Source organism: Promicromonospora aerolata (assembly GCF_042682255.1).
Lineage (GTDB): Bacteria > Actinomycetota > Actinomycetes > Actinomycetales > Cellulomonadaceae > Promicromonospora > Promicromonospora aerolata.
Map to the genome: position 1 here is coordinate 2,870,612 of NZ_JBHUHF010000001.1, position 20,574 is coordinate 2,891,185.

A 20,574-nucleotide genomic window follows, 5' to 3' on the forward strand; every position below is an offset into this window, starting at 1 on the left:
CGCGAGAAGCCGCGCCTCGACCACGTTTCCCCGGGACTCGGGACTCGGCAAACCCGAACGGGGCGATCATCGCCGCGGACGACGACTGGTCCGCGGTCCGACACCGCGGCGCCCGGTGGCCGACGACGCGTCCGGCGTCGGCCACTCGATCACGTCGGCCGCCCACGTGTCCGGGAGCCCGATGCGCCACAAGGGCCGCACGAGGAACAGCGCGAGGAACAGGACGCCCAACGACGCGGCGAACATCCACATCGCCGCTACGACGCCGGCCTGCGCGAGTAGCAGGCTGCCCACGAGCGGTGCGGCCGGACCGGCGAACAGCCCGGTGAGGCCGAGGGTCGCGGACATGCGGCCCTGCATGTGGCCCGGCGTGATCGCCGTGACGTAGGAGAGCATCCCGGCGTTGAGCGCCGGGGCGAACAGCATCATCCCCACGAGTGCCGCCAGAAACCCCCAGTACGTCGGAAAGAGCGCCATGGCCGCGACAGCCACCCCGGACACCCCGAGCGACATGGCCGTCAGGACGCTCACCCGCACCCGGCGCACGAGCACGCCCGCCAGCACCGAGCCCGCCAGCACCCCGACACCGACCGCCGTGTACACGAGCCCGATGAGGACCGGCCGCGTACCGACGCTCACCAGGTACAGGTTGACCGCGACCATCATGCCGTTGACCACGACGTTGACCAGGATGAACAGCCCCAGCACACTGCGGAACAGCGGCACTCCGAACACGAACCGCAGCCCCTCGGCCAGGGCTGCCGTCGGGCGCTCCGCCCGGGCCGCGGCGAGGTCCCCGTTGAGCGGCCGGCGCACCATCGAGACGGTCACGACCTCCACCAGGCGACCGACCGCCGACGCCACGAACGGCAGCACCGCACCGATGCCGTAGAGCAGGCCGGACAGCGGTCCGGCCAGCAGGGTGGCGGCAGCATCACGACCTTGCGCCACGGCCATCGCCTGGCCGAGCTGACTCTTGGGCACCACGGCATGCAGGGCAGCAGTCCCGGCCGGCTCCATGAGCGAGCCGACCATCGACGACACGAAGAACGCCCCGGCGAGATGCGGGGCCGTGACCGACAGGCCGTCCACCAGCCCGGCGACCACCACGCTGAGCCAGGCAGCAGCCGCCACGGCCGCGCCGGCCATGATGAGCCGACGCCGGTCCACCCGGTCCACGATCACACCGGCCGGCAGGGCCATGACCACCGAGCCGAGCCGGCCGACGAACGCGATGACGCCTGCCGCCACCAGGGACTCGGTGACCGCGTAGGCGAGCAGCGGCACCGCGAGCAACCCGATCGCGTCCCCCACGTCCTCGGCCGTCGCACCCGTCAGGAGCAGGCGGTACGAGCGGTTCCGCCAGAGGCCCGCCTCCGCCACGGGTGCCCCCGGCTCGCCCGCCACACCCTCCGTGGCGCGAGCGTCGCTGGTCGTCCGTTCCGTCGTCATGACCTCACGGTAGATCCGCAACAAATATTGCGCAATGGTTCTTGCGCATGATCTGTTGCGGTTTCTTGCTAGCCTGAGGCGATGGCATCGAAGGAGCCCTTTCACGTCACCGACCCGGAGACGCTGCGGGCCATGGCGCATCCCCTGCGGCAGCGGATCATGGTCGAGATCAACGTGCGCGAGCACGCACGGGCCGCCGACCTCGCGAAGGCGCTCGGTGTGCCGGCGAACACAATCAGCTTCCACCTGCGGGTGCTCGCGAAGCACCGCTTCATCGAGGAGGCCCCGGAGCTGGCCCGGGACAAGCGGGACCGCGTGTGGCGGCCCGTCGTCGAGCGGTTCGTCGTCGACCGGACGCTCGCGGGGGCCGAGCGTGCGCTCGATCCCTACCTGCGCTGGCTGCGCGACATGTTCCTGCGCGACCGGACCGCCCCGGAGGTCCAGAGCGACTTCCACGAGGGCACGACCGCCGGCGCGTTCCTCACCCGCGCCGAGGCGGAGGAGATGACGGCGGAGGTCTTCGCCGTCATGGAGCGCTGGTGGGACAAGACCAGCGCGGCCAAGCGCGCCGACCCGGACGACCCGGAGCGGAAGTTCTACCAGGTCCTCTACGCTGTCGGACCGCGTGACCTGGCAGGCGGTCCGACAGCGGACGACGAACCGGCCTAGGGGCGGTTGTCGATGTGCTCCGCCACCCGCTCCGCGAACCATTCCCGCTGCTTCTGCTGCCGCACCTTCTGCTCACGCAGGAGGGCCTTGGCCGTGGCGATGGCCAGCAGCACGAGCACGACGCTGAAGGGCAGGGCCAGCAGGATCGCCATCGTCTGCAAGGCGGCTAGTGGATCGATGCCCGCGTCCGGGTTGGCGGCTGCGGCCGCTGCGCCCACGACGAGCAGGACCGCCGCGACGGCGCCCTCGACGACACCCCAGAATGCGCGGCTCCACTTGGGCGGGTTCGGGTCACCACCCGAAGACAGCATGTCCACGACGAACGACGCCGAGTCGGAGCTGGTGATGAAGAAGATGACGATCAGGATGATCCCGAGAACGCTCAAGATCTCGGACCCCGGAAGCGTGTCGAACAGCTGGAAGAGCGCCGTGTCGGTACTGACCGTGCCGTCCTCCGCGATCATCCCGCCGCCGCCGAAGATCTCCTGGTACAGGGCCGAGCCGCCCAGCACCGAGAACCACAGGAACGTCACCAGCGTGGGGACCAGGAGCACGCCCATCACGAACTCGCGGATCGTGCGGCCCTTCGAGATCCGGGCGATGAAGACACCGACGAACGGTGCCCAGCTCATCCACCAGCCCCAGTAGAACGTGGTCCAGCCCCCGAGCCACTCGGCGCCCTCCGCCTGGAACGGACGGGCGTTGAACGTGAGGTTGAAGAAGTTCTGCAGGTAGGAGCCGATCTGGGTGATGAAGTCACTCAGGATGAACACCGTGGGCCCGGCGATCAGCACGAACACCATGATCGCCGTGGCGATACCCATGTTGATGTTCGACAGCCACTTGATGCCCTTGTCGACGCCCGTGACCACCGAGGTCACGGCGAGCGCCGTGATGACGATGATGAGCATGACGAGCAGCCAGGTGGACGGCTCGTCGATGACCTCGAGATAGGCGAGGCCCGCCCCGACCTGCGTCACGCCGAGACCCAGGGACGTCGCGACACCGAACAGCGTGCCCAGCACGGCGATCACGTCGATGACGTCGCCCCAGAAGCCGTTGATCCGGTTACCGAGGAGCGGCCTGAGCGCCCAGCGGATCGAGACGGGGTTGCCCCTGCGGTGCACGGAGTACGCGATCGCGAGGCCCACCACCACGTAGATGGCCCAGGCGTGCAGGCCCCAGTGCAGGAACGTGACGTCCATGGCCGAGCGTGCCGCGGCGGCCGGTGTACCGGCACTGGCCCCCGGCGGCGTCACGGCGTAGTGGTTGAGCGGCTCCGCCACGCCCCAGAAGACGAGGCCGATCCCCATGCCCGCCGCGAACAGCATGGCGAACCACGACCCGAGCTTGAACTCCGGCTCGTCGTTGGGGTCCTTGCCGAGCACGATGCTGCCCATCGGCGAGAGCGCCAGCCAGATGGAGAAGAACACGCAGGCCGCGACCAAGCCGATGTAGTACCAGCCGAGGTCCTGTACGACCGTCGAGTTCGCGGCGGCGATCAGGTCACCCATCTGCTTCGGGATGAGCGCGGTGATGACCACGAATGCCACCAGCAGCCCTGCCGCCGGGTAGAAGACCCGCGGCGCGGGGATCAGCTTGCGCCTGCCGTCGGTCCCGGGGGGAGCGTCCGTCCTGCCTGTCTTCTGCTCAGACATGTGCTGCCTTCCGCCGTGGATATTTCTTCAGTAACTGGGCCATTACCGACTTGCGAGAGTCCAGAGGGATGCCCATCTACCGTATCGAGGCTCCTGGCCTCGTGCTTCCTGAACGCCACGGCGTCGCCAGGAGCGGCTGCGTGCCGGCTCAGCGGCCGATCGACACCTTGCGGCCCGCCACGTAGAGCCCTTCGCGAGCGATGCGGCCCACCGTCTCGACCAGCAGTGCGCGCTCGGCGACCTTGACGCGCTCGTGCAGCGTCGGCTCGTCGTCGTGCTCCAGGACCGGTACGGCGGCCTGGGCGATGATCGGGCCGGTGTCCACGCCGTCGTCCACGACGTGGACCGTGCAGCCGGTGACCTTGACCCCGTGGGCGAGCGCGTCGCGCACCCCGTGCGCGCCGGGGAAGGCGGGCAGCAGGGCAGGGTGGGTGTTGATGATCCGGCCCTCGAACTTGCGCACGAACGTCGGCGCGAGGATCCGCATGAAGCCGGCCAGCACCACGAGGTCCGGCTGGAACACGGCCACGGCCTCCGCCAGGCCGACGTTCCACGCGGCCCGGTCCTCGAAGTCCTTCGTGGAGACGACGACCGACGCGACACCGGCGTCCCGCGCGAGGTCGAGGGCGCCGGCGGCCGGGTTGTCCGTCACCACCCCCACCACGCGTGCGCCGTAGGACGCTTGCTCGTGGGCGGCGAGCAGGGCGGCGAGGTTGGACCCGAACCCGGAGACCAGCACGACGACTCGCTGGCTGGACGTGGACTCGACGGAATGACCGGAGGGCGTCTGCACGGTGCTCAGCCTACTTTCCCGGGCCGGGCCCACGCGCCTCGCCCGCCGGTCCGTGCGCCGGTCCCGGACCCGTCCCGTCGTCCGACGTTTCGTGCCGCTCGTCCGACGGCGCGGTCCCGTCGTCCGACGGCTCATCGGCAGGAGCGTCCGCGGCCTCGTCCAGCCCGAGCTCTACCGCCAGGTCCGGCACGTCCGGGGCCGGGCCCCGCCGGGCGCCGGCCGCGGGTTCACCAGCGCCGGCCTCCCGCTCCGGACGGCGGAGCCACGATGCCAGCTCGCCCCTGATCCCACCGTGCCCGGACACTGCGTCGAGCTTGGCACCGAGCAGCACGGCAGCCGCTCCCCCGCCGATCTCCGCGGCCACCAGCCCGGCGGCGGCCAGGGGGTTCGCGCCGACGTCGGCGAGCCGGTCCGGGCCGCCCGCTCCCGCCGCGGCCCACTGGCCCAGCAGCATGACGGCGCCCGGCGCGACGACGATCCCGGCGAGCACCCAGCCGACGTCGGACCAGCGGACCAGCGTCGGTTCCAGCCGGCGCCACACGAAGACGCCCGCCACCACGCCGCACGCCACGACGAGCACGGGTGCCCAGGCACTGACCGGGTTGGCCCAGTCGTCCCCGGGCAGGGCGCCGAGGAGGGGCACCGCGGGCAGCGGTCCCGAGATGGTGCCGAACGGCGTGAAGCTGGTTCCCTCGCCCACGGCGAAGCCGGAACCCGCGAGCCACGCGGCCGCCCACAGCACGAGGTTGGGCAGGAGAGCGAGCTGCGCGACCGCGAACACGATGCCTCCGGTCCAGCCCGGCTCGAGCGCGGTGATGATGTCCGACGAGGTGGCGCGTCCCGCCAGCGCCCACCCGGCCACCAGGAGCGCCGCCGCGCCGATCAGCAGCGTGACGGCCACGGCCCCGCCCCGCAGCCCGAGCCGGAGCGTCTCGGGCACCAGGTCCACGCCGGTGAGCCGGCGGGACAGCGCCTCGGCCCGCTCACCGAGCTCGGCGGCGGTCGGGGCGTCCGGGCGGGCCAGGATGCCGAGCAGCATGCCGAGCCCACCCATGACCAGGCCCGCCAGGGCCGCGATCAGGAGCGACCAGCCGGGGGCGGTGCCCGCGATGGCCGCCACCGCCGTCGTGCACAGGGCGTAGGTGACGGCCCCTGCCACCCAGGCGCGCACCGTCGTGGTGGCGAAACGCTTGGCCGACACGTACGTGGCGAACAGGGCGAGCGTCGCGACACCGAGCGGCGCGAGGGAGACGGTCACACCGTCGGCCGCGAGCGGGACACCGTGGCCCAGCAGCCAGATCCCCATCGCGACGTCGGTGGCCGAGCCCACCTGGGCGGCGTCGTCCGGGGCGTCCGCGGGCGCGGCCAGCGCGGCCGTGGCGACGAGGTAGGCGACCACCGCGGGAAGGACCACCACGGCGAGCGACAGGACCAGGGCCTGGCCGGCCGAGAGGATGCCGGCGACGACGTGGGACAGCGGTGCCGGTCCCTGCTCCGCAGGGGTCCGCTCCTCGACCAGTCGGCTGCGGCGGGCGGTCGGCCTGCTGGCCGGACGGCTCGTCCGAGCGCCGGGAGTACGGGAGGCCGCGCTGGGGCGGGGTGGTGCGCTCACGCGCCAATCTTCACCCGCAGGGTGCTGTCACACGGGGGACCCGCCTCGGCGTGGCCCGGGTGAAGTTGGACGAAAATCACACCAAAGCATGGATCTGGCACAGCACCCTGGTGTAGATGGTCCGTTTCGCTGAGTGCGGGGTATCTGTTGGCTCAGCGGCGTGAACCAACAGATACCCCGCACTCAACGCGGCGGAAACCTCAGAGGGACTGCAGGATCTCGCGCATGAGGTCTGCCGTCTCCGAAGGTGTCTTGCCGACCTTGACGCCGACGGCCTCGAGGGCTTCCTTCTTCGCCGCGGCGGTACCGGACGAGCCGGACACGATCGCACCGGCGTGGCCCATCGTCTTGCCCTCGGGGGCCGTGAAGCCCGCGACGTAGCCGACGACCGGCTTGGTGACGTGCTCCTTGATGTAGGCCGCCGCACGCTCCTCGGCGTCGCCGCCGATCTCGCCGATCATGACGATGGCCTTGGTCTCCGGGTCGTTCTCGAAGGCCTCGAGCGCGTCGATGTGCGTGGTGCCGACGATCGGGTCGCCGCCGATGCCGATGGCGGTCGAGAAGCCGAAGTCCTTCAGCTCGTACATCATCTGGTAGGTCAGGGTGCCCGACTTCGACACGAGACCGATCGGGCCCTTGCCCGTGATGGTGTGCGGGGTGATGCCGGCCAGCGACTCGCCGGGGGTGATGATGCCGGGGCAGTTCGGCCCGATCATCCGGGTCTCCTTGCCCTGCAGGTACGACCACACCTCGGCGGTGTCCTGCACCGGCACGCCCTCGGTGATGACCACGAGCAGGCCGATGCCCGCGTCGATGGCCTCGATGGCGGCGTCCTTGGTGAAGGCCGGCGGCACGAACACGACGGAGACGTCCGCGCCGGTCTCGGCCATGGCCTCCTTGACGGTGCCGAAGACGGGCAGCTCGACGTCGGCGCCCGACGCGTCCTTGTGCTGCACCGTGGTGCCGGCCTTGCGGGCGTTCACGCCGCCGACGATCGTGGCGCCGGAGTCGAGCATGAGGGCGGTGTGCTTGGCACCCATGCCGCCCGTGATGCCCTGGACGATGATCTTCGAGTCCTGGTTCAGGTAGATAGACATTGTCTCGTTGTCTCTGCTTTCGACGTCTTCAGCGGGCGGTCAGGCGTTGGCCAGCTGGGCAGCCTTGTCGGCGCCGCCGTCCATCGTGTCGGCAAGGGTGACCAGCGGGTGGTTGCGCTCGGTCAGGATCTGGCGACCCAGCTCGACGTTGTTGCCGTCGAGACGGACGACCAGCGGCTTGGTCGCGGCGTCGCCCAGCAGGTCGAGCGCACCCACGATGCCGTTGGCCACCTCGTCGCAGGCGGTGATGCCGCCGAAGACGTTGACGAACACTGCCTTGACCTGCTCGTCGCCGAGAATGACGTCGAGGCCGTTCGCCATGACCTTGGCGTTCGCGCCGCCGCCGATGTCGAGGAAGTTGGCGGGCTTGACGCCGCCGTGCCGCTCGCCCGCGTACGCGACGACGTCGAGCGTGGACATGACCAGGCCCGCACCGTTGCCGATGATGCCGACCGCACCGTCGAGCTTGACGTAGTTGAGGTCGTTCTCCTTGGCCTTGGCCTCGAGCGGGTCGGCCGCGGCCGAGTCCTCGAGCTCCGCGTGGTCCGCGTGGCGGAACCCGGCGTTCTCGTCGAGCGTGACCTTGCCGTCGAGGGCGACGATCGTGCCGTCCTCGGTCTTGACCAGCGGGTTCACCTCGACCAGCGTGGCGTCCTCGGCCTTGAACACGGTCCACAGACCGCGGATGACCTCGGCCACCTTGTCCTTGATGTCGTCGGCGAAGCCGGCGGCGTCCACGATCTCCGCAGCCTTGGCCTCGTCGATGCCGACAGCCGGGTCGACCGCGATGCGAGCCAGCGCCTCAGGACGCTCGACGGCGAGCTGCTCGATCTCCACGCCGCCCTCGACGGAGCACATGGCGAGGTAGTTGCGGTTCGACCGGTCCAGGAGCACGGAGAAGTAGAACTCCTCGGCGATCTTGGCACCCTGCGCGACCATCACCCGGTGCACGGTGTGGCCCTTGATGTCCATGCCGAGGATCTCGCCGGCCTTCTCGGCGGTCTCTTCCGGCGAGTGGGCCAGCTTGACGCCGCCCGCCTTGCCACGACCACCGGTCTTGACCTGGGCCTTCACGACGACAGTTCCGCCGCCCAGCTTCTCGGCGCCTTCGCGAGCCTCTTCGGGGGTCGTCGCGACAACCCCACCCAGCACGGGCACGCCGTGCTTCTCGAAGATGTCGCGCGCCTGGTATTCGAACAGGTCCACCCTGCTGCGTCCTTCCATCGGGATGCGGCCCTCGGACGTCGTAGGCGCCCGGAGCCCGGCTGAAGCGATGTCTCGACGTCAAGACATCCCGGTACAGGGTAGCCCTGGATCGCTCGTGCTTCCGAACGAAGCGGCGGTATTCCGCGGCTCGACACGGGTCCGCTCGCAAGCTGTGGCGTACGTCTCGGCAATGACGTGTCAGAAGCACAGGTCAGCCGGGTAGCCCGTGCCTCTGACGCCTCGGCGCTGCGCGTGCATGGCGTCAACATTGGTTGACAGATCGTGCCGCTGTCAACCATAGTTGACGCATGGATCAGCAAGCACTCGTCACCTCCGCCGCCGGGGACGATCCCGCCGACGGGCTACGCGCCGTCCGGGCCCTGCGCGACCTGGCCGAACGCCTTGAGACGCTCCAGGTGGAGCGGGCACGGCGCCTCGGCTGGTCCTGGCAGGAGATCGCCGCCGCACTCGGCGTCTCCCGGCAGGCGGTCCACAAGAAGCACAACAGGAGGATCTGATGTTCGAGAGGTTCACGAAGGACGCCCGCTCCGCCGTCGTCGACGCCCAGCAGGTCGCCCGTACCGCGCACAGCGACCAGATCGACAGCCGTCACCTGCTCGTCGCCCTCGCCGAGCACGAGGGACCCGCCCGTTCCGCCCTGGCCGAGGGCGGCCTCGACGTCGCCGCCCTCGTCGAGCGCGCCCGCGCGGACATCGCGGCGGGCGACGCGCTCGACCCCGGCGCCCTGGCCGCCGTCGGCATCGACCTCGACGAGGTCACGCGCCGCACCGAGGCCACCTTCGGCGAGGGCGCACTGGCCCGCGCCGGCCGCATGCTCCGTGGACGCCGCAAGCACGTCCCGTTCACCCCGGACGCGAAGAAGTCGCTGGAGCTCGCGCTCCGCGAGGCGATCCGCCTGGGCTCGAAGGAGATCCACGGCGGGCACCTGCTGCTGGGCCTCACGCGCGCCGAGTCCCCGGCCAGGACCGTCCTGTCGGACGCCGGAGCGGACCTCGACAGCGTCCGGCGCCACGCGGAGGGCACGACCGAGGCGGCGTGACGCTGTCGCCCGCGCAGCGCAGCGCAGCGCAGCGGCCGGCGCCCCGCGCAGCCCAGGGATTGGGCCCGAAAAGCCGCGAGATTCGGGCCGAATCGCTGGGTTGCGCGGGGCGGGGCGGGGGGCACGGCCGGGGACGAGAGCAATTCGGATTCGACCGGCGACCTTTCGCCCCGATGGTCCGTAATGCACCGCTACGATCATGCGCCATGAAGCATGCCCGCAATGCCGGCCCCGACCTCGCGTTCCGGCTCGGTCGCCGCGTCGTCACGGCCGTCGCTGACGACATGTCGACGACGCAGCGCGTCGGAGCCGGCGTGGTCGCCGCGCTGGTCGCCATCTCGCCGTTCGGGGCATGGAGCGAGGTCGAGGCGCAGGCCGACCCGCTCGCCGCCGGGACGCCCGTCGAGGTGGGGCCCTTCGAGGTGACCGTCGAGAAGGCCGCCACCGCCGATGAGCTCGGCCACCTCGTGCCGCAGCCGGGCAACCACATGCTCGCCGTCGTCGCGAACGTCACCAACACCGGGGACGTGCCCGAGTACGGCGTCACGCTCAGCAAGGCGATACCGGCCCCGCAGAACGCCGGGATAGTGCCGGAGGAACCGCTCGAGGACCTTGGCGCCGACGCCGGCACCGTGACCGGCGATCCAGCGGTGCCCGGCGGCGATGCCAGCTCCTCGGCGGAACCGTCGGCGAGCCATCCCCCCGGGGAGCCCGAGGACCTCAAGCTCCCGTCCGCCACGATCGTCAATATCGAGGACGGCACCAGCATGAGCATCCTCAACCCGGGGGTCACGCACCGGGTCGCGCTGATCTGGGAACAGAGCGGCACGTGGTCGGGTACGGAGCTGCCGCTCGAGGTGGTGGAGCTGGAGTGGGTCGAGGAGGACCCGTTGGGCCTGGACGACGGGCACTGGTTCGCGAACGAGGTCGCGTTCCAGGGGCAGGTCCCGGTCCAGCCGGCGCGGCAGGCGGACGACGACGAGGGTGCGAGCACCGAGGCGGAGCAGCAGTGAGGCACGGACGGCGTCGGATCACCTGGAAGGGCACGGCGCTCGTCGTCGGCGCGGTGACGGCGGGCTGTGCGCTCGTGACGTACGTGCCGCAGGGCGAGAGCGTGGACGCACCGTTCCTCGTCGAGGGCGAGGTGGGCGAGACCCTCGACCTCACGTACGCGGAGCTCACCGTGACCGAGGTCCGGGTCGCCGACGTCCTGACGAGTCCCGCCGAAGCGGCAGCGGCCGCAGGCACCTTCCTCGTGGTCGACGCCACGTGGCGCGCCACGCAGGGGGAGACGACGTTCAGCGGTGCCGAGGTCACCGACGAGCAGGGGCGCAGGTTCTGGCCGAGCACGCGAGGCGGTTGCTCGACGTCGGCCAGTGCCCAGCCGGGCTACGCGTGGCGCGCCACGTACTGCTTCGACGTGCCGCGCGACGCGCTGGAGGGGGCGACGGTGCGCCTCGCCCGGGGCGACCAGACCGAGGAGCACGGCGGTCAGCGGCGCGACGCCGTCGCCGTGGTCGATCTCGGCATCACGCCCGGCAGGGCGAACCAGCTGTGGGACGCGACCGAGACCGTCTCGCCGGAGGCACCGGGCTACGCGGTGGCGACCACGGGGGGTGACGAGCAATGACGACCCTGGTGACCCCCGCGCCGGAATCCGGCCATGGCACACCGCCCGGTGCGGCACCGAGCCTGCGCCCCGGGATGCTCCCCGGGAGCGTCCCGCCCGACCTCCCGGCCCCCGCACCCCGCACGGGCTGGTGGCGGCGCAACGCCGTCTGGCTGGTGCTGCTGCCGGTCGCGGTCGTGGTCGCCGCGGGGGCGTCGTCGTTCCGGGTCTGGGCGTACTGGTGGCCCGTCGGTCTGCACCACGAGGTGGACCGCGTCGCCGTCGGCGAGCCCGCGCACCTGGCCGGGGAGTACTACGACCTCGGTTTCGACGTGCCGGAACGGGCGAACACCACCGTGCTGCGGGAGATCGACGCGACGGTGACGGGCATCGAACGGGTGGAGCAGCTGCCGGCGCCCGAATACGGCGACCCCGTCCTGATTCCCGACGGGTCCGTCGCCTACGAGGTGCAGGTTCGCTTCGCCGCCGAACCGCAGACCGACGTCTCGCTGTGCCAGATCATCCTCGTGGCGGCGGACGGCACGCGGTACGGGGAGTCGACGACGGACGTGCTGGGCAGTTCCAACCGCTGCTCCACGCCGGATGCGGAGGGCTTCGTCAGCGAGCAGCCCGAGTGGGACGTGTCGTCGTTCGTGCTCGCCGACCCCGACGCGGAGATCACCCAGGTGCGACTGGGGTTCGGCGGTCCCGAGTACGTGACGGTCGACCTGCCGTAGCGGCCTCCTCCTCGCGTACGACGAGGCCTCGCTCGACCAGCACCTCGACGGTCGCGGCGATCAGCGCGGCGGCCAGCGCGAGGGAGAGCGCGAGGCCGGCGGCCGCCTCCATGGTGCTGAAGGCGAGCCAGGTGTTGGTCTCGACCGGTCCGGTCACGGCGCGCACGAGCCAGCCGACACCCTGTGGCGCCCGCATCACGACGAGGTAGCCGAGGCAGAAGACGAGCATGGGGCCGAGCCCACCCTCCACGATCATCCTCACGCCGTTCCACAGGGCGGAGAAGCGGGCACGGAGGTCGTCGGTGAGCGACTCCAGGGTCGAGCGCAACCCGCTGGGGAGCCAGGTCATGCGGTCGAGCCAGCGATGCTCGGTCGACGGCGGCTCCATCAGCCGGTGCCCCAGCACGACGGCGCCGATCGCGAGCCACGCCAGCGGCGCGACGAGCACGACGTCGAGCGACTCGACGATCGTCACGAGCCCTTCGGTGGCGAGGACGACGGCCTCGCTGCCCTCTTCCCCCACGGTCTCCCGCGCGGCGCCGACGGTGCCGACCGCGGCGGCCACGAGCTGGCGATCCGTCGCGACGTCCCACAGGCCGAGCTCGATGGCCTCGATCTGGCCCGCGACCTGGCTGGTCCAGTAGATCTCGAGGCACCCGCCGAGCACCGCGAAGCCGAGAAAGTGCAGCCGGCCCTCGAGCCTGCCGAGCAACCACCGCAGCAGGAACGCGCCGACCACGATGGCGATGAGCGTCCAGCCCGACCACATGCCGAGCCGGGAGGTCCAGTCGAGGCCGCCCGGGCTGAACAGGTCGTTGAACAGCTCGTCGGCGGAGGCCTCGTTGATGAACCGGTCCTGGTCGGCGTCCATCAGACCCTCGACCTCGTAGACCAGGAGAAACGGCACCAGCACGGACAGGGCGACGTCGATGAGGCGCCGTTCGCGCCGTTCCGACGGCATCATCGGGGCGCCGTGGGCGGGGAGCAGGCCCGGGACGGTGCCGGCCGTTCCGGGAACGGGGGCCGATGTGTAGCCGGGGTCCGGGGCGGTTCCGGGGGTTGGGGCCGGGCCGGGCTGCGGACTCAGGTGCGGCAGGGACTGGCGGCAGACCCACAGCATCCCGATGACCGGCATCAGGTACCCGAGCGGACTGACGATCAGCAGGAGCTGCGCCACGAACGAGTTCCACTGGCTCAGCTCGACGGCGCCCCACATCGCCCCGTTCCGCACGGCGACGCCGAGCAGCCCCAGCGTCAGGAGCGCGGGCCAGTGCCCGACGAACAGTCGGCCGGCGGAGACCAGGATCCTCATGGCGACACATAGTGGCCTAAAGCAGGAGACATGCACCAAGACGGGTCATACCTGCTCCCGGAGCTAGCCGGACGCGCTCAGACCCGTCAGAGCTTGGTGACCGCCGTGTACTTCAGGGCGATGCGCTTCGTGCCGTCGGTCCCGAAGTCGATCTTGACCACGGCGTTGGCCTCGACGTCCACCACGGTGCCGAGCCCGTAGGAGTCGTGCGTGACCCGGTCGCCGATCTCCAGGTTCGGGATGGCCTTCTGGACGTTGATCCCGCCGAACCCGCCCTTCGCGCCCGCCTTCTTCTCCGGCGCGAACGGCTTGCTCCCCCCGCTGTCCGACGACGTCGCCGCGCCGGTGCGAGAGGCCCCGGACCGGCCGGAGGACCACGTCGACCCCGTACCGGAGCCGCGCCCACCGGACCCGTAACCACCCGAGCCGTAGCCGCCGCTCCAGCCCCCGCGGCCGGCGCGGATCGCCGCCGTCGACGACTCCCGGCGCCGCCAGTCCCACAGCTCCTCGGGGATCTCCTGCAGGAACCGGCTCTCCGGGAACTCGTTGGCCATGCCGAAGGCGGCCCGCACCGACGACCGCGTGATGTACAGCCGTTCACGCGCCCGGGTGATGCCCACGTAGGCGAGGCGACGCTCCTCGGCGAGCTCCGAGTCGTCGTGCAGGGAGCGCATGTGGGGGAAGGTCCCGTCCTCCATGCCCGTCAGGAACACGACCGGGAACTCCAGGCCCTTCGCCGTGTGCAGGGTCATCAGCGTGACGACGCCCTGGTTCTCCTTGGGTGCTTCCTCCGCGGCGCCGTCCGCCACGTCCTCGTCGGGGATCTGGTCGCTGTCGGCGACGAGCGAGACCCGCTCCAGGAAGTCCGCCAGCGAACCCTCCGGGTCGGTCTCCCCGAAGTCGACGGCGACCGCGTGGAGCTCGGCCAGGTTCTCGACCCGTCCCTCGTCCTGCGGGTCGTCGCTCGCCCGCAGCTCCGCGAGGTAGCCCGTGCGGTCGAGCACTGCGCCCAGCACCTCGGCGGGCGGGGCGCCCTGATCGACCAGGGCCCGCAGCTCCCGCATCATGTCGCGGAAGACCAGCAGCGGCTTGAGCGAGCGGTTGGTCATGCCGGGGATCTCGTCGGCACGTTCCAGGGCGGCACCGAACGACGTGCGCTCACGCTCCGCGAACGACGCGACGAGCGACTCCGCACGGTCGCCGAGCCCACGCTTGGGCACGTTGAGGATGCGGCGCAGGTTCACGTCGTCGTCCTCGTTCGCGAGCGCCCGCAGGTACGCGACGGCGTCCTTGACCTCACGGCGCTCGTAGAACCGGGTGCCGCCCACCACCTTGTACGGCAGGCCGACGCGGACCAGCACCTCCTCGAGCGCACGCGACTGGGCGTTGGTGCGGTAGAAGATCGCGACGTCGCCGGGCCGGACGCCGTCGGAGTCGCCCAGCCTGTCGATCTCGTCGGCGACGAACCGGGCCTCCTGGTGCTCGTCGTCCGCCACGTAGCCCACGATCTTGGCCCCGGTCCCCGAGTCGGTCCACAGGCGCTTGGGCGTGCGGCCGGCGTTGCGGGAGATCACCGCGTTGGCGGCGCCAAGGATGTTCTGCGTCGAGCGGTAGTTCTGCTCCAGCAGGATCGTCGTCGCGTCCGGGTAGTCCTTCTCGAATTCCAGGATGTTGCGGATCGTCGCACCGCGGAACGCGTAGATGGACTGGTCGGAGTCGCCCACGACGGTGAGCTCGGCGGGGTCCAGACCAGCGTCGTCGTCGGTGCCGACGCCCGCCAGCTCACGCACCAGCGTGTACTGCGCGTGGTTGGTGTCCTGGTACTCGTCGACCATGATGTGGCGGAACCGGCGGCGGTAGTGCTCGGCGACGTTCGGGAACGCCTGCAGCAGGTTCACGGTGGTCATGATGATGTCGTCGAAGTCGAGGGCGTTCGCCTGCGCGAGGCGTGCCTGGTAACGGGTGTAGACGTCGGCAAGGACCTGGTCGAACTTGGGCGCCGTCGTGTTGCGCTCCTCGGCCGACTGCCCGCCCCACGGCCGGCGGATGGCGCCGGACTCCGCCGCCGCGGCTTCCGCGAGCGCCTCCTCCGTCGCGTTGGCGCCGGTCTGGCGCGCGTAGGTCTCGGGGTCGACCAGCTCGTTCTTCAGGTCGCTGATCTTGTTGGACAGCCCCCGTGCCGGGTACTTCTTGGGGTCGAGGTTGAGCTCGCGCGTCACCAGCGTGATGAGGCGCTGGCTGTCCGCGGCGTCGTAGATGCTGAAGCTCGACTTCAGTCCGAGCGTCGTCGCCTCGCGGCGCAGGATGCGCACGCAGGCCGAGTGGAACGTGGACACCCACATACGACCCGCGGCCGGGCCCACGAGGCCCTGGACCCGCTCCCGCATCTCGGCAGCCGCCTTGTTGGTGAACGTGATGGCGAGGATCTCGCCCGCACGGGCCCGTCCGGTGGCCAGGAGGTAGGCGATGCGGTGGGTCAGCACGCGTGTCTTGCCGGAGCCTGCGCCCGCCACGATGAGGAGCTGCCCGCCCTCGTGCACCACTGCGGCCCGCTGCTGCGGGTTGAGGCCGTCCAGCAGCTCGTCCGGGTCGAGGTGCCCGTAGGCCCCCCGGGCACGCGGCGCCTCCGACTCGTGCGGCAGGCCTGCCAGCCAGTCCGGCTCCGCGGGCAGGGCCGCCTCCCCCGGGTCGCCGGCGCCCGCCCCGTCGTCCCACTGCGGCGCCGTGCTGGGCAGGCGCGAGATCGGTCCGGGCGACGCGGGGTCGAGGCCGGGCAGGGAGAGGCTGTCGAAGAGGGAAGTCATCGTCCCTAAGCCTAGGCGGGCTCACCGACACTGCCGACGGGCCGCGCGGTCCGACCTGCGAGCGGTCACAGAACCGAGGGCTGCCCGGTCGAGGTCGGTACTGACCTGTTCGTCGGATCGGAAGGGGAACGGGACATGAGGTTCGCAGACACCAAGGGTGGGCCCTCGCCGGCCTCCGGCCGCGTGCTCCCCACGCCGTCAGGGGTCCTGGCCCTGGTCCGGGAGGGGCGGCCGCGGCGCCCCGGCGTCGCCGACGAGTCGACGGCACCCTGCCCGGGGAGCCGTCGATGAGCACCATCGCCTTCCTCAACATCGGCATGGACGGGTACGTCAACCCGACGCTCCCGGTCGTCGCGGAGCTCGTCCGACGCGGGCACACGGTGATCTACCACTCGTCCCCCGCGTTCGCGGGACAGCTCGAGGCCGCGGGAGCGCAGGTCCACCTCTACTCCGGCCCGGACCAGCCCGCGCTGGACCCGCCGATCCCGCTGGCGATGCTCGGCGGCCTCGCACGGACCGCCGTCGACCTGCTGCCCTCGGTGCTGGCGGACCTCCGTGCCGCCCGGCCGGACCTGGTGGTCCACGGTGCGGCCTGCCCGTGGGGCGCGGTCGCCGCGCGCGAGCTCGGGGTGCCGGCTGCCTCGACGTTCACCACGTTCGCGTTCAACCGGCAGGTCCCCAGCCCTTGCCGCGCCTCGCGGGAGCTCGGGACCGCCGCCGCGGCGCGTCCCCACCTCGCCAGGGGCTACCTCCGGGCACGGCGAGCCCTGCGCCGTCGGTACGACACCAGCGGGCTCCCCCTGATCGACCTCATGAACGCGCGGGAGCCGTTGAACCTCGTCTTCACGTCCCGCTCCTTCCAGCCGGGCGCCGACGCCCTCGGCCCGTCCTACCGGTTCGTGGGGGCGAGCATCGGCGCGCGCCCGTCCGACCCGGACTTCGCGCCGGACCGGCTGGCCGGCCCGGTGCTGTACGCGTCCCTCGGCACCGTGTTCGACGCGAAACCCACGCTGCTGGGCTCCTTCGTCACCGCACTCGCGCCCCTGGGCCGCACGGTCGTGCTCGCCACGGGGCAGACCGATCCGGCGGTGCTCGGCCCCCTGCCCGGCCACGTCGTCGCGCGACGGTCCGTGCCGCAGCTGCAGGTGCTGTCCCGGGCTGCGCTCTTCATCACCCATGGCGGCATGAACAGCGTCAACGAGGCGATGCAGGCGGGCGTACCGATGCTCGTCGTCCCCCAGGGCGCCGACCAGCCACTGGTGGCCCGGCGTGTGACCGAGCTCGGCGCCGGCCTCACGGTCACCACGGAGGGCGCCACCGCCGAGCGGGTCAACGCGCTCGCCCGCCGCCTGCTGGACGAGCCGCACTTCCGCGAGGCGGCCGACGTCGAGCAGGCCGCCCAGCGGGAGGCCGGTGGCTACCGACGCGCTGCCGACGAGCTCGAGCGGTACCTCGAGCGCGTCGGCGGTGCTCCGGCGCGGCGCGCAGGCCCAGCGGCGGACCGGCCGGCAGGCCCGGCCGAGGACCAGGACGTGGAGCACTGACCGATGTCGACGACCGTCGTGGCCCTGCTCGTCCTCGCAGGGTTCTCCGAGACCGTCGGCCGGGTGCTGCCCATCATGGCGCGCCGGCCGCAGGTCTCCCGGCGACTCGCGGCGGGGCTGGTGGTGACGGGTACCGCGGTCGAGGGCACGGTGATCGCGCTCTGGCCGCTGGCCGCCTGGACCGTCGCCGGCCTGGCGCACCCGGCGCTGTCCAGCACGAGCGAGCCGGCCTGGACCCCTGCGCTGGTCGCCCCGCTCCTGCTGGCCGCCGTCCTCGCGTTCCCGCTGCTCGGACCGCTGCTGCACTTCCTGCTCATCGTGGGGGTCGGTTGGGGACTGGCCGACCTGCTCACGGCGACGACCGGTCTCGGCTGGTGGGTCGCCGCCGGGTGCGTCGCCATAGCGGGGATCGGGCTGGGCGCCACGGTCGACGTCGTGCGCCGGCTGATCGGCAGGGCCCTTGCCGGGTTCCGCGAGCCCGTCGAGCCGGGGGTGCCGGTGATATGAGCGAGTTCCTCCTGCTCACGGTGCTCCTGGCGCTCGGCCCGATACTGCTCGCCGAGGGCCTCCTCGCGCGCTACGAGCTGCTGATCTATGCCGCCGGCTGGCGGGCGCCGGCGACGAAGCTTCCCGTGGACCTGCCGTACGCCCGGGGCGCCGCTCCCGACCGGCCGCCGGCCGCCTACGTCGTCTACCTCGACGGCATCGGCAAGCGCCGGTTCACCGACACCCGCGACGGCGGGCAGCTCGTCAAGGCCGTCATCGACGGCGCGCCGGAGCTCCGCGTGCTCGGCCAGGTGCAGCCCTACTCCCCGCTCGCCGACCCCCTCGTCGGGCGCCCCGTGTGGGACTGGCTGCGGCACCACGCCGGCATCGTGCTCTTCCTGCACAACGTGATGCAGATCTTCGTCGCCGCGGACCACCGGTACCGCCCCCTGTACAACCGCGCGGTGGGCGCCCAGCTCCGGCTCGCCGGCTATGCTGCGGACAGCGGCATACCGGTGGTGCTGCTCAGCTACAGCGGCGGGGCCCAGGTGGCGACCGGTGCGGTCGACGAGCTCTTCACCGAGCTGCGGGCCCCGCTCTGGCTGATCACGCTGGGCGGCTTCCACAACGGAGCGAACGACCTGGCCCATGCGCTGCACCTGCACCGGCTCACCAGCTCGAACGACTGGATCGAGCGGGTCAGCACGCGGCTCTTCCCCGAACGCTGGCGGCTGTTTCGCCGCAGCGCCTGGAACCGGGCCGTCCGCGCGGGAAAGGTGACCGTGCACGCGCTGGACCCGGCCGATCACATCGGGCCGGGGAGCTACATCAGCCCGACGGCGCAGCTCGCCGACGGGCGCAGCCACCTCGAACGCACCACCGAGACGGTGATCCAGCTCATCCGGCGCGACTGTGCGGCGTACACCGCACGGGACACGGCTTGAGCCAGCCGGCCGCCGCCGTCAGACCTTCTCCCAGACCGAGACCTGCTTGGTGCTCTCGTGCTCGAACGGAGACCGGTCCCAATCCGCCCACCGGTGCTTGAGCCGCATCCCGGCGATGCGCGCCATGAGATCCATCTCCGCGGGCCACGCGTACCGGAACGGGATGGTCCGGAACCGCCCGCCGTCCGCGGTCACCGTCACGTGGTTCGACGTGAAACGCTGCGTCGCCGTGTCGTACCGGTCGAAGCCCACGTACCCGCCACCGGCGTCCGGCGCCACCGTGAACGGCACGGTGTCCTGCCCCGGCGGAATGCGCCGCAGGTCCGGGATGCCCACCTCGATCAGGAACAGCCCGCCGGGCCGCAGGTGCGCCGCGGCGTTGCGGAAGACGTCGACCTGCCCGTCCTGGGTGGTGACGTTCGCGATCGTGTTGAACACCAGGTAGACGAGCGAGAACTCGCCAGGTACCCGGGTGGAGGTCATGTCGCCGATGGCGACGTCGATGTGCTCGCCACCCGGCTTCTCCCCGATGCGCGCGGCCATGGCCCTGCTCAGCTCGATGCCGCTCACCGCTACACCCCGTGCGGCCAGGGGTACGGCGATCCGTCCGGTCCCGATCGCCAGCTCCAGCGCCGGACCGCTCCCGGCCAGGTCGGCCAGCAGGTCGACCGCCGGGTTCACCACCTCGGGCGTGTTCGCGCCCTCCGGGTCGTCGTAGGTGGCGGCCACGCTCTCAGGGAACCAACCGTCGCTCGGGTCGTCGATGGGAGTGCTGCTCGCGTCGTTGCTCGCCGTCTCGGTCACGGTCCGACGTTATGCCCGACGGCGGTGGCGGCTCACCCTGATATCCGGGGACCCGGCCGGGGCGCCCCCGAAGGGTGACGTTCGGGTGAAAAGGCGCCGATCGGCTACTACCACGACATACACCACGGCATGCTTGGTTCGCCATGGCCACGACCATCCTTGCGGTGTGCACGGGGAACATCTGTCGTTCCCCCGCCCTCGCACGCCTGCTCACGGCTCGCACCGACGGCACCGTCGAGGTCGACAGCGCCGGCGTCCGAGCGCGCGCGGGCGAGCCGATCGCGCCTCGCATGGCGGCCCTGCTGCAGGCGCGCGGGCTCGACGGCAGTCCGTTCTCCGCGCGGCAGCTCACCCCCGCGATGATCCGCTCGGCCACTGTCATCGTCACGATGTCACGCGGCCAGCGGTCGGCGGTGGTACGGGCGGTACCCGAGGCGGTGCGGAGCACGTTCACGCTGCTGGAGCTCGCACACGTGCTCAGCACGTCGCCCGGTCCGCGGACGGCGACGGACGACGCGAGCCGCTGGGCCAAGGTGCCGGAGCTGGTCAGCCTGGAGCGCCTGAACCACTCGGCGTGGCACCGCGAGCTGGACATCGAGGACCCCTGGGGGCGGAGCGACAAGGTGTTCCGCCGGGTGTTCGAACGGATCAGTACCGCCACCGACACGATCTGCGGCGTGCTGGGCACCGGCCGGCAGCCCTGGCTGCTGGGCAGCCCGGGCCCGCGCCCCGGCGTGGCGCTCCCCCAGCCGCGGCACTCGTCGCAACCGGGCCGGCCCTGAGCCAC

At 71.6% G+C, this 20,574-nt stretch carries 20 protein-coding genes; 11 read left to right on the forward strand and 9 right to left on the reverse strand.

Annotation, left to right across the window (positions count from 1 at the left end; all coding sequences use genetic code 11):
- Positions 1-66: 66 nt before the first annotated feature.
- Positions 67-1,452 carry an MFS transporter gene (locus ACFSL2_RS12870; RefSeq protein ID WP_377198245.1) on the reverse strand — a complete coding sequence of 462 codons (1,386 nt, stop codon included), beginning with the start codon at positions 1,450-1,452 and terminating at the stop codon, positions 67-69.
- Between the two features lie 81 nt (positions 1,453-1,533).
- Between ACFSL2_RS12870 and ACFSL2_RS12875 the strand changes: the two genes are divergently transcribed.
- Complete coding sequence (locus ACFSL2_RS12875) at positions 1,534-2,121, forward strand: helix-turn-helix domain-containing protein (protein ID WP_377198246.1); 588 nt, start codon at positions 1,534-1,536, stop codon at positions 2,119-2,121.
- Here ACFSL2_RS12875 and ACFSL2_RS12880 read toward each other — a convergent pair.
- From ACFSL2_RS12880 to sucC, 5 genes are all read right to left on the reverse strand, one after another.
- Positions 2,118-3,779: a BCCT family transporter gene (locus ACFSL2_RS12880; protein WP_377198247.1), complete on the reverse strand. Its 1,662-nt coding sequence runs from the start codon at positions 3,777-3,779 to the stop codon at positions 2,118-2,120. The two genes, ACFSL2_RS12875 and ACFSL2_RS12880, sit on opposite strands and share 4 nt — an antisense overlap.
- 148 nt (positions 3,780-3,927) lie before the next feature.
- Positions 3,928-4,572 (reverse strand): phosphoribosylglycinamide formyltransferase, encoded by a 645-nt coding sequence (purN, locus tag ACFSL2_RS12885; RefSeq protein WP_377198248.1) that lies wholly within the window; start codon positions 4,570-4,572, stop codon positions 3,928-3,930.
- 10 nt (positions 4,573-4,582) lie between these two features.
- The gene (locus tag ACFSL2_RS12890) at positions 4,583-6,184 is read right to left on the reverse strand and encodes a cell division protein PerM (protein WP_377198249.1); all 1,602 of its coding nucleotides are present in this window, start codon (positions 6,182-6,184) and stop codon (positions 4,583-4,585) included.
- A gap of 200 nt (positions 6,185-6,384) precedes the next feature.
- Complete coding sequence (gene sucD / locus ACFSL2_RS12895; protein ID WP_377198250.1) at positions 6,385-7,281, reverse strand: succinate--CoA ligase subunit alpha; 897 nt, start codon at positions 7,279-7,281, stop codon at positions 6,385-6,387.
- Positions 7,282-7,320: 39 nt separating this feature from the next.
- A complete protein-coding gene (gene sucC, locus ACFSL2_RS12900) occupies positions 7,321-8,487 on the reverse strand; it encodes an ADP-forming succinate--CoA ligase subunit beta (RefSeq protein ID WP_377198251.1) in 1,167 nt (388 codons plus the stop codon).
- Between the two features lie 308 nt (positions 8,488-8,795).
- Here sucC and ACFSL2_RS12905 point away from each other — a divergent pair, with 308 nt between their 5' ends.
- The 5 genes from ACFSL2_RS12905 to ACFSL2_RS12925 all read left to right on the forward strand — a co-directional run bounded on the left by ACFSL2_RS12905 (position 8,796) and on the right by ACFSL2_RS12925 (position 11,893).
- A complete protein-coding gene (locus tag ACFSL2_RS12905) occupies positions 8,796-9,005 on the forward strand; it encodes a helix-turn-helix domain-containing protein (protein WP_377198252.1) in 210 nt (69 codons plus the stop codon).
- Positions 9,005-9,547 carry a Clp protease N-terminal domain-containing protein gene (locus ACFSL2_RS12910; RefSeq protein ID WP_377198253.1) on the forward strand — a complete coding sequence of 181 codons (543 nt, stop codon included), beginning with the start codon at positions 9,005-9,007 and terminating at the stop codon, positions 9,545-9,547. The genes ACFSL2_RS12905 and ACFSL2_RS12910 overlap by 1 nt, the downstream gene beginning before the upstream one ends.
- Before the next feature lie 206 nt (positions 9,548-9,753).
- Entirely contained in the window at positions 9,754-10,560 is an 807-nt protein-coding gene (locus tag ACFSL2_RS12915) for a hypothetical protein (RefSeq protein ID WP_377198254.1), read from the forward strand.
- Complete coding sequence (locus ACFSL2_RS12920) at positions 10,557-11,177, forward strand: hypothetical protein (RefSeq protein WP_377198255.1); 621 nt, start codon at positions 10,557-10,559, stop codon at positions 11,175-11,177. Before ACFSL2_RS12915 ends, ACFSL2_RS12920 begins: the two co-directional genes overlap by 4 nt.
- On the forward strand, positions 11,174-11,893 hold the full coding sequence (locus ACFSL2_RS12925) for a hypothetical protein (RefSeq protein ID WP_377198256.1): 720 nt from the start codon (positions 11,174-11,176) through the stop codon (positions 11,891-11,893). Before ACFSL2_RS12920 ends, ACFSL2_RS12925 begins: the two co-directional genes overlap by 4 nt.
- On the opposite strand, the gene ACFSL2_RS12930 is transcribed toward ACFSL2_RS12925, so the two are convergent.
- Positions 11,835-13,205, reverse strand: a complete 1,371-nt coding sequence (locus ACFSL2_RS12930) for a hypothetical protein (RefSeq protein ID WP_377198257.1) — start codon at positions 13,203-13,205, stop codon at positions 11,835-11,837. The two genes, ACFSL2_RS12925 and ACFSL2_RS12930, sit on opposite strands and share 59 nt — an antisense overlap.
- An 86-nt stretch (positions 13,206-13,291) precedes the next feature.
- Positions 13,292-16,009 (reverse strand): UvrD-helicase domain-containing protein, encoded by a 2,718-nt coding sequence (locus tag ACFSL2_RS12935; protein WP_377198258.1) that lies wholly within the window; start codon positions 16,007-16,009, stop codon positions 13,292-13,294.
- A gap of 135 nt (positions 16,010-16,144) precedes the next feature.
- Between ACFSL2_RS12935 and ACFSL2_RS12940 the strand changes: the two genes are divergently transcribed.
- The 4 genes from ACFSL2_RS12940 to ACFSL2_RS12955 are packed head-to-tail and all read left to right on the forward strand — an operon-like array spanning position 16,145 to position 18,983.
- On the forward strand, positions 16,145-16,300 hold the full coding sequence (locus ACFSL2_RS12940) for a hypothetical protein (protein ID WP_377198259.1): 156 nt from the start codon (positions 16,145-16,147) through the stop codon (positions 16,298-16,300).
- Entirely contained in the window at positions 16,297-17,553 is a 1,257-nt protein-coding gene (locus ACFSL2_RS12945) for a macrolide family glycosyltransferase (RefSeq protein WP_377198260.1), read from the forward strand. Before ACFSL2_RS12940 ends, ACFSL2_RS12945 begins: the two co-directional genes overlap by 4 nt.
- A 3-nt stretch (positions 17,554-17,556) precedes the next feature.
- On the forward strand, positions 17,557-18,060 hold the full coding sequence (locus tag ACFSL2_RS12950) for a hypothetical protein (RefSeq protein WP_377198261.1): 504 nt from the start codon (positions 17,557-17,559) through the stop codon (positions 18,058-18,060).
- Entirely contained in the window at positions 18,057-18,983 is a 927-nt protein-coding gene (locus ACFSL2_RS12955; RefSeq protein WP_377198262.1) for a hypothetical protein, read from the forward strand. Before ACFSL2_RS12950 ends, ACFSL2_RS12955 begins: the two co-directional genes overlap by 4 nt.
- 18 nt (positions 18,984-19,001) lie before the next feature.
- On the opposite strand, the gene ACFSL2_RS12960 is transcribed toward ACFSL2_RS12955, so the two are convergent.
- Entirely contained in the window at positions 19,002-19,787 is a 786-nt protein-coding gene (locus ACFSL2_RS12960; protein ID WP_377198263.1) for a class I SAM-dependent DNA methyltransferase, read from the reverse strand.
- 143 nt (positions 19,788-19,930) lie between these two features.
- On the opposite strand from ACFSL2_RS12960, the gene ACFSL2_RS12965 reads away from it, so the two are divergent.
- Entirely contained in the window at positions 19,931-20,569 is a 639-nt protein-coding gene (locus tag ACFSL2_RS12965) for an arsenate reductase/protein-tyrosine-phosphatase family protein (RefSeq protein WP_377198264.1), read from the forward strand.
- Positions 20,570-20,574 lie beyond the last annotated feature (5 nt).

Bases quoted from the DNA above. Each gene is read 5' to 3' on its own strand.
- ACFSL2_RS12870 (WP_377198245.1), bottom strand. From the start codon at position 1,452: ATGACGACGGAACGGACGACCAGCGACGCTCGCGCCACGGAGGGTGTG.
- ACFSL2_RS12905 (WP_377198252.1), top strand. From the start codon at position 8,796: ATGGATCAGCAAGCACTCGTCACCTCCGCCGCCGGGGACGATCCCGCC.
- ACFSL2_RS12940 (WP_377198259.1), top strand. From the start codon at position 16,145: ATGAGGTTCGCAGACACCAAGGGTGGGCCCTCGCCGGCCTCCGGCCGC.
- ACFSL2_RS12930 (WP_377198257.1), bottom strand. From the start codon at position 13,205: ATGAGGATCCTGGTCTCCGCCGGCCGACTGTTCGTCGGGCACTGGCCC.
- ACFSL2_RS12880 (WP_377198247.1), bottom strand. From the start codon at position 3,779: ATGTCTGAGCAGAAGACAGGCAGGACGGACGCTCCCCCCGGGACCGAC.
- ACFSL2_RS12910 (WP_377198253.1), top strand. From the start codon at position 9,005: ATGTTCGAGAGGTTCACGAAGGACGCCCGCTCCGCCGTCGTCGACGCC.
- ACFSL2_RS12925 (WP_377198256.1), top strand. From the start codon at position 11,174: ATGACGACCCTGGTGACCCCCGCGCCGGAATCCGGCCATGGCACACCG.
- ACFSL2_RS12915 (WP_377198254.1), top strand. From the start codon at position 9,754: ATGAAGCATGCCCGCAATGCCGGCCCCGACCTCGCGTTCCGGCTCGGT.
- ACFSL2_RS12950 (WP_377198261.1), top strand. From the start codon at position 17,557: ATGTCGACGACCGTCGTGGCCCTGCTCGTCCTCGCAGGGTTCTCCGAG.
- ACFSL2_RS12945 (WP_377198260.1), top strand. From the start codon at position 16,297: ATGAGCACCATCGCCTTCCTCAACATCGGCATGGACGGGTACGTCAAC.
- sucD (WP_377198250.1), bottom strand. From the start codon at position 7,281: ATGTCTATCTACCTGAACCAGGACTCGAAGATCATCGTCCAGGGCATC.
- ACFSL2_RS12935 (WP_377198258.1), bottom strand. From the start codon at position 16,009: ATGACTTCCCTCTTCGACAGCCTCTCCCTGCCCGGCCTCGACCCCGCG.
- ACFSL2_RS12875 (WP_377198246.1), top strand. From the start codon at position 1,534: ATGGCATCGAAGGAGCCCTTTCACGTCACCGACCCGGAGACGCTGCGG.
- ACFSL2_RS12965 (WP_377198264.1), top strand. From the start codon at position 19,931: ATGGCCACGACCATCCTTGCGGTGTGCACGGGGAACATCTGTCGTTCC.
- ACFSL2_RS12955 (WP_377198262.1), top strand. From the start codon at position 18,057: ATGAGCGAGTTCCTCCTGCTCACGGTGCTCCTGGCGCTCGGCCCGATA.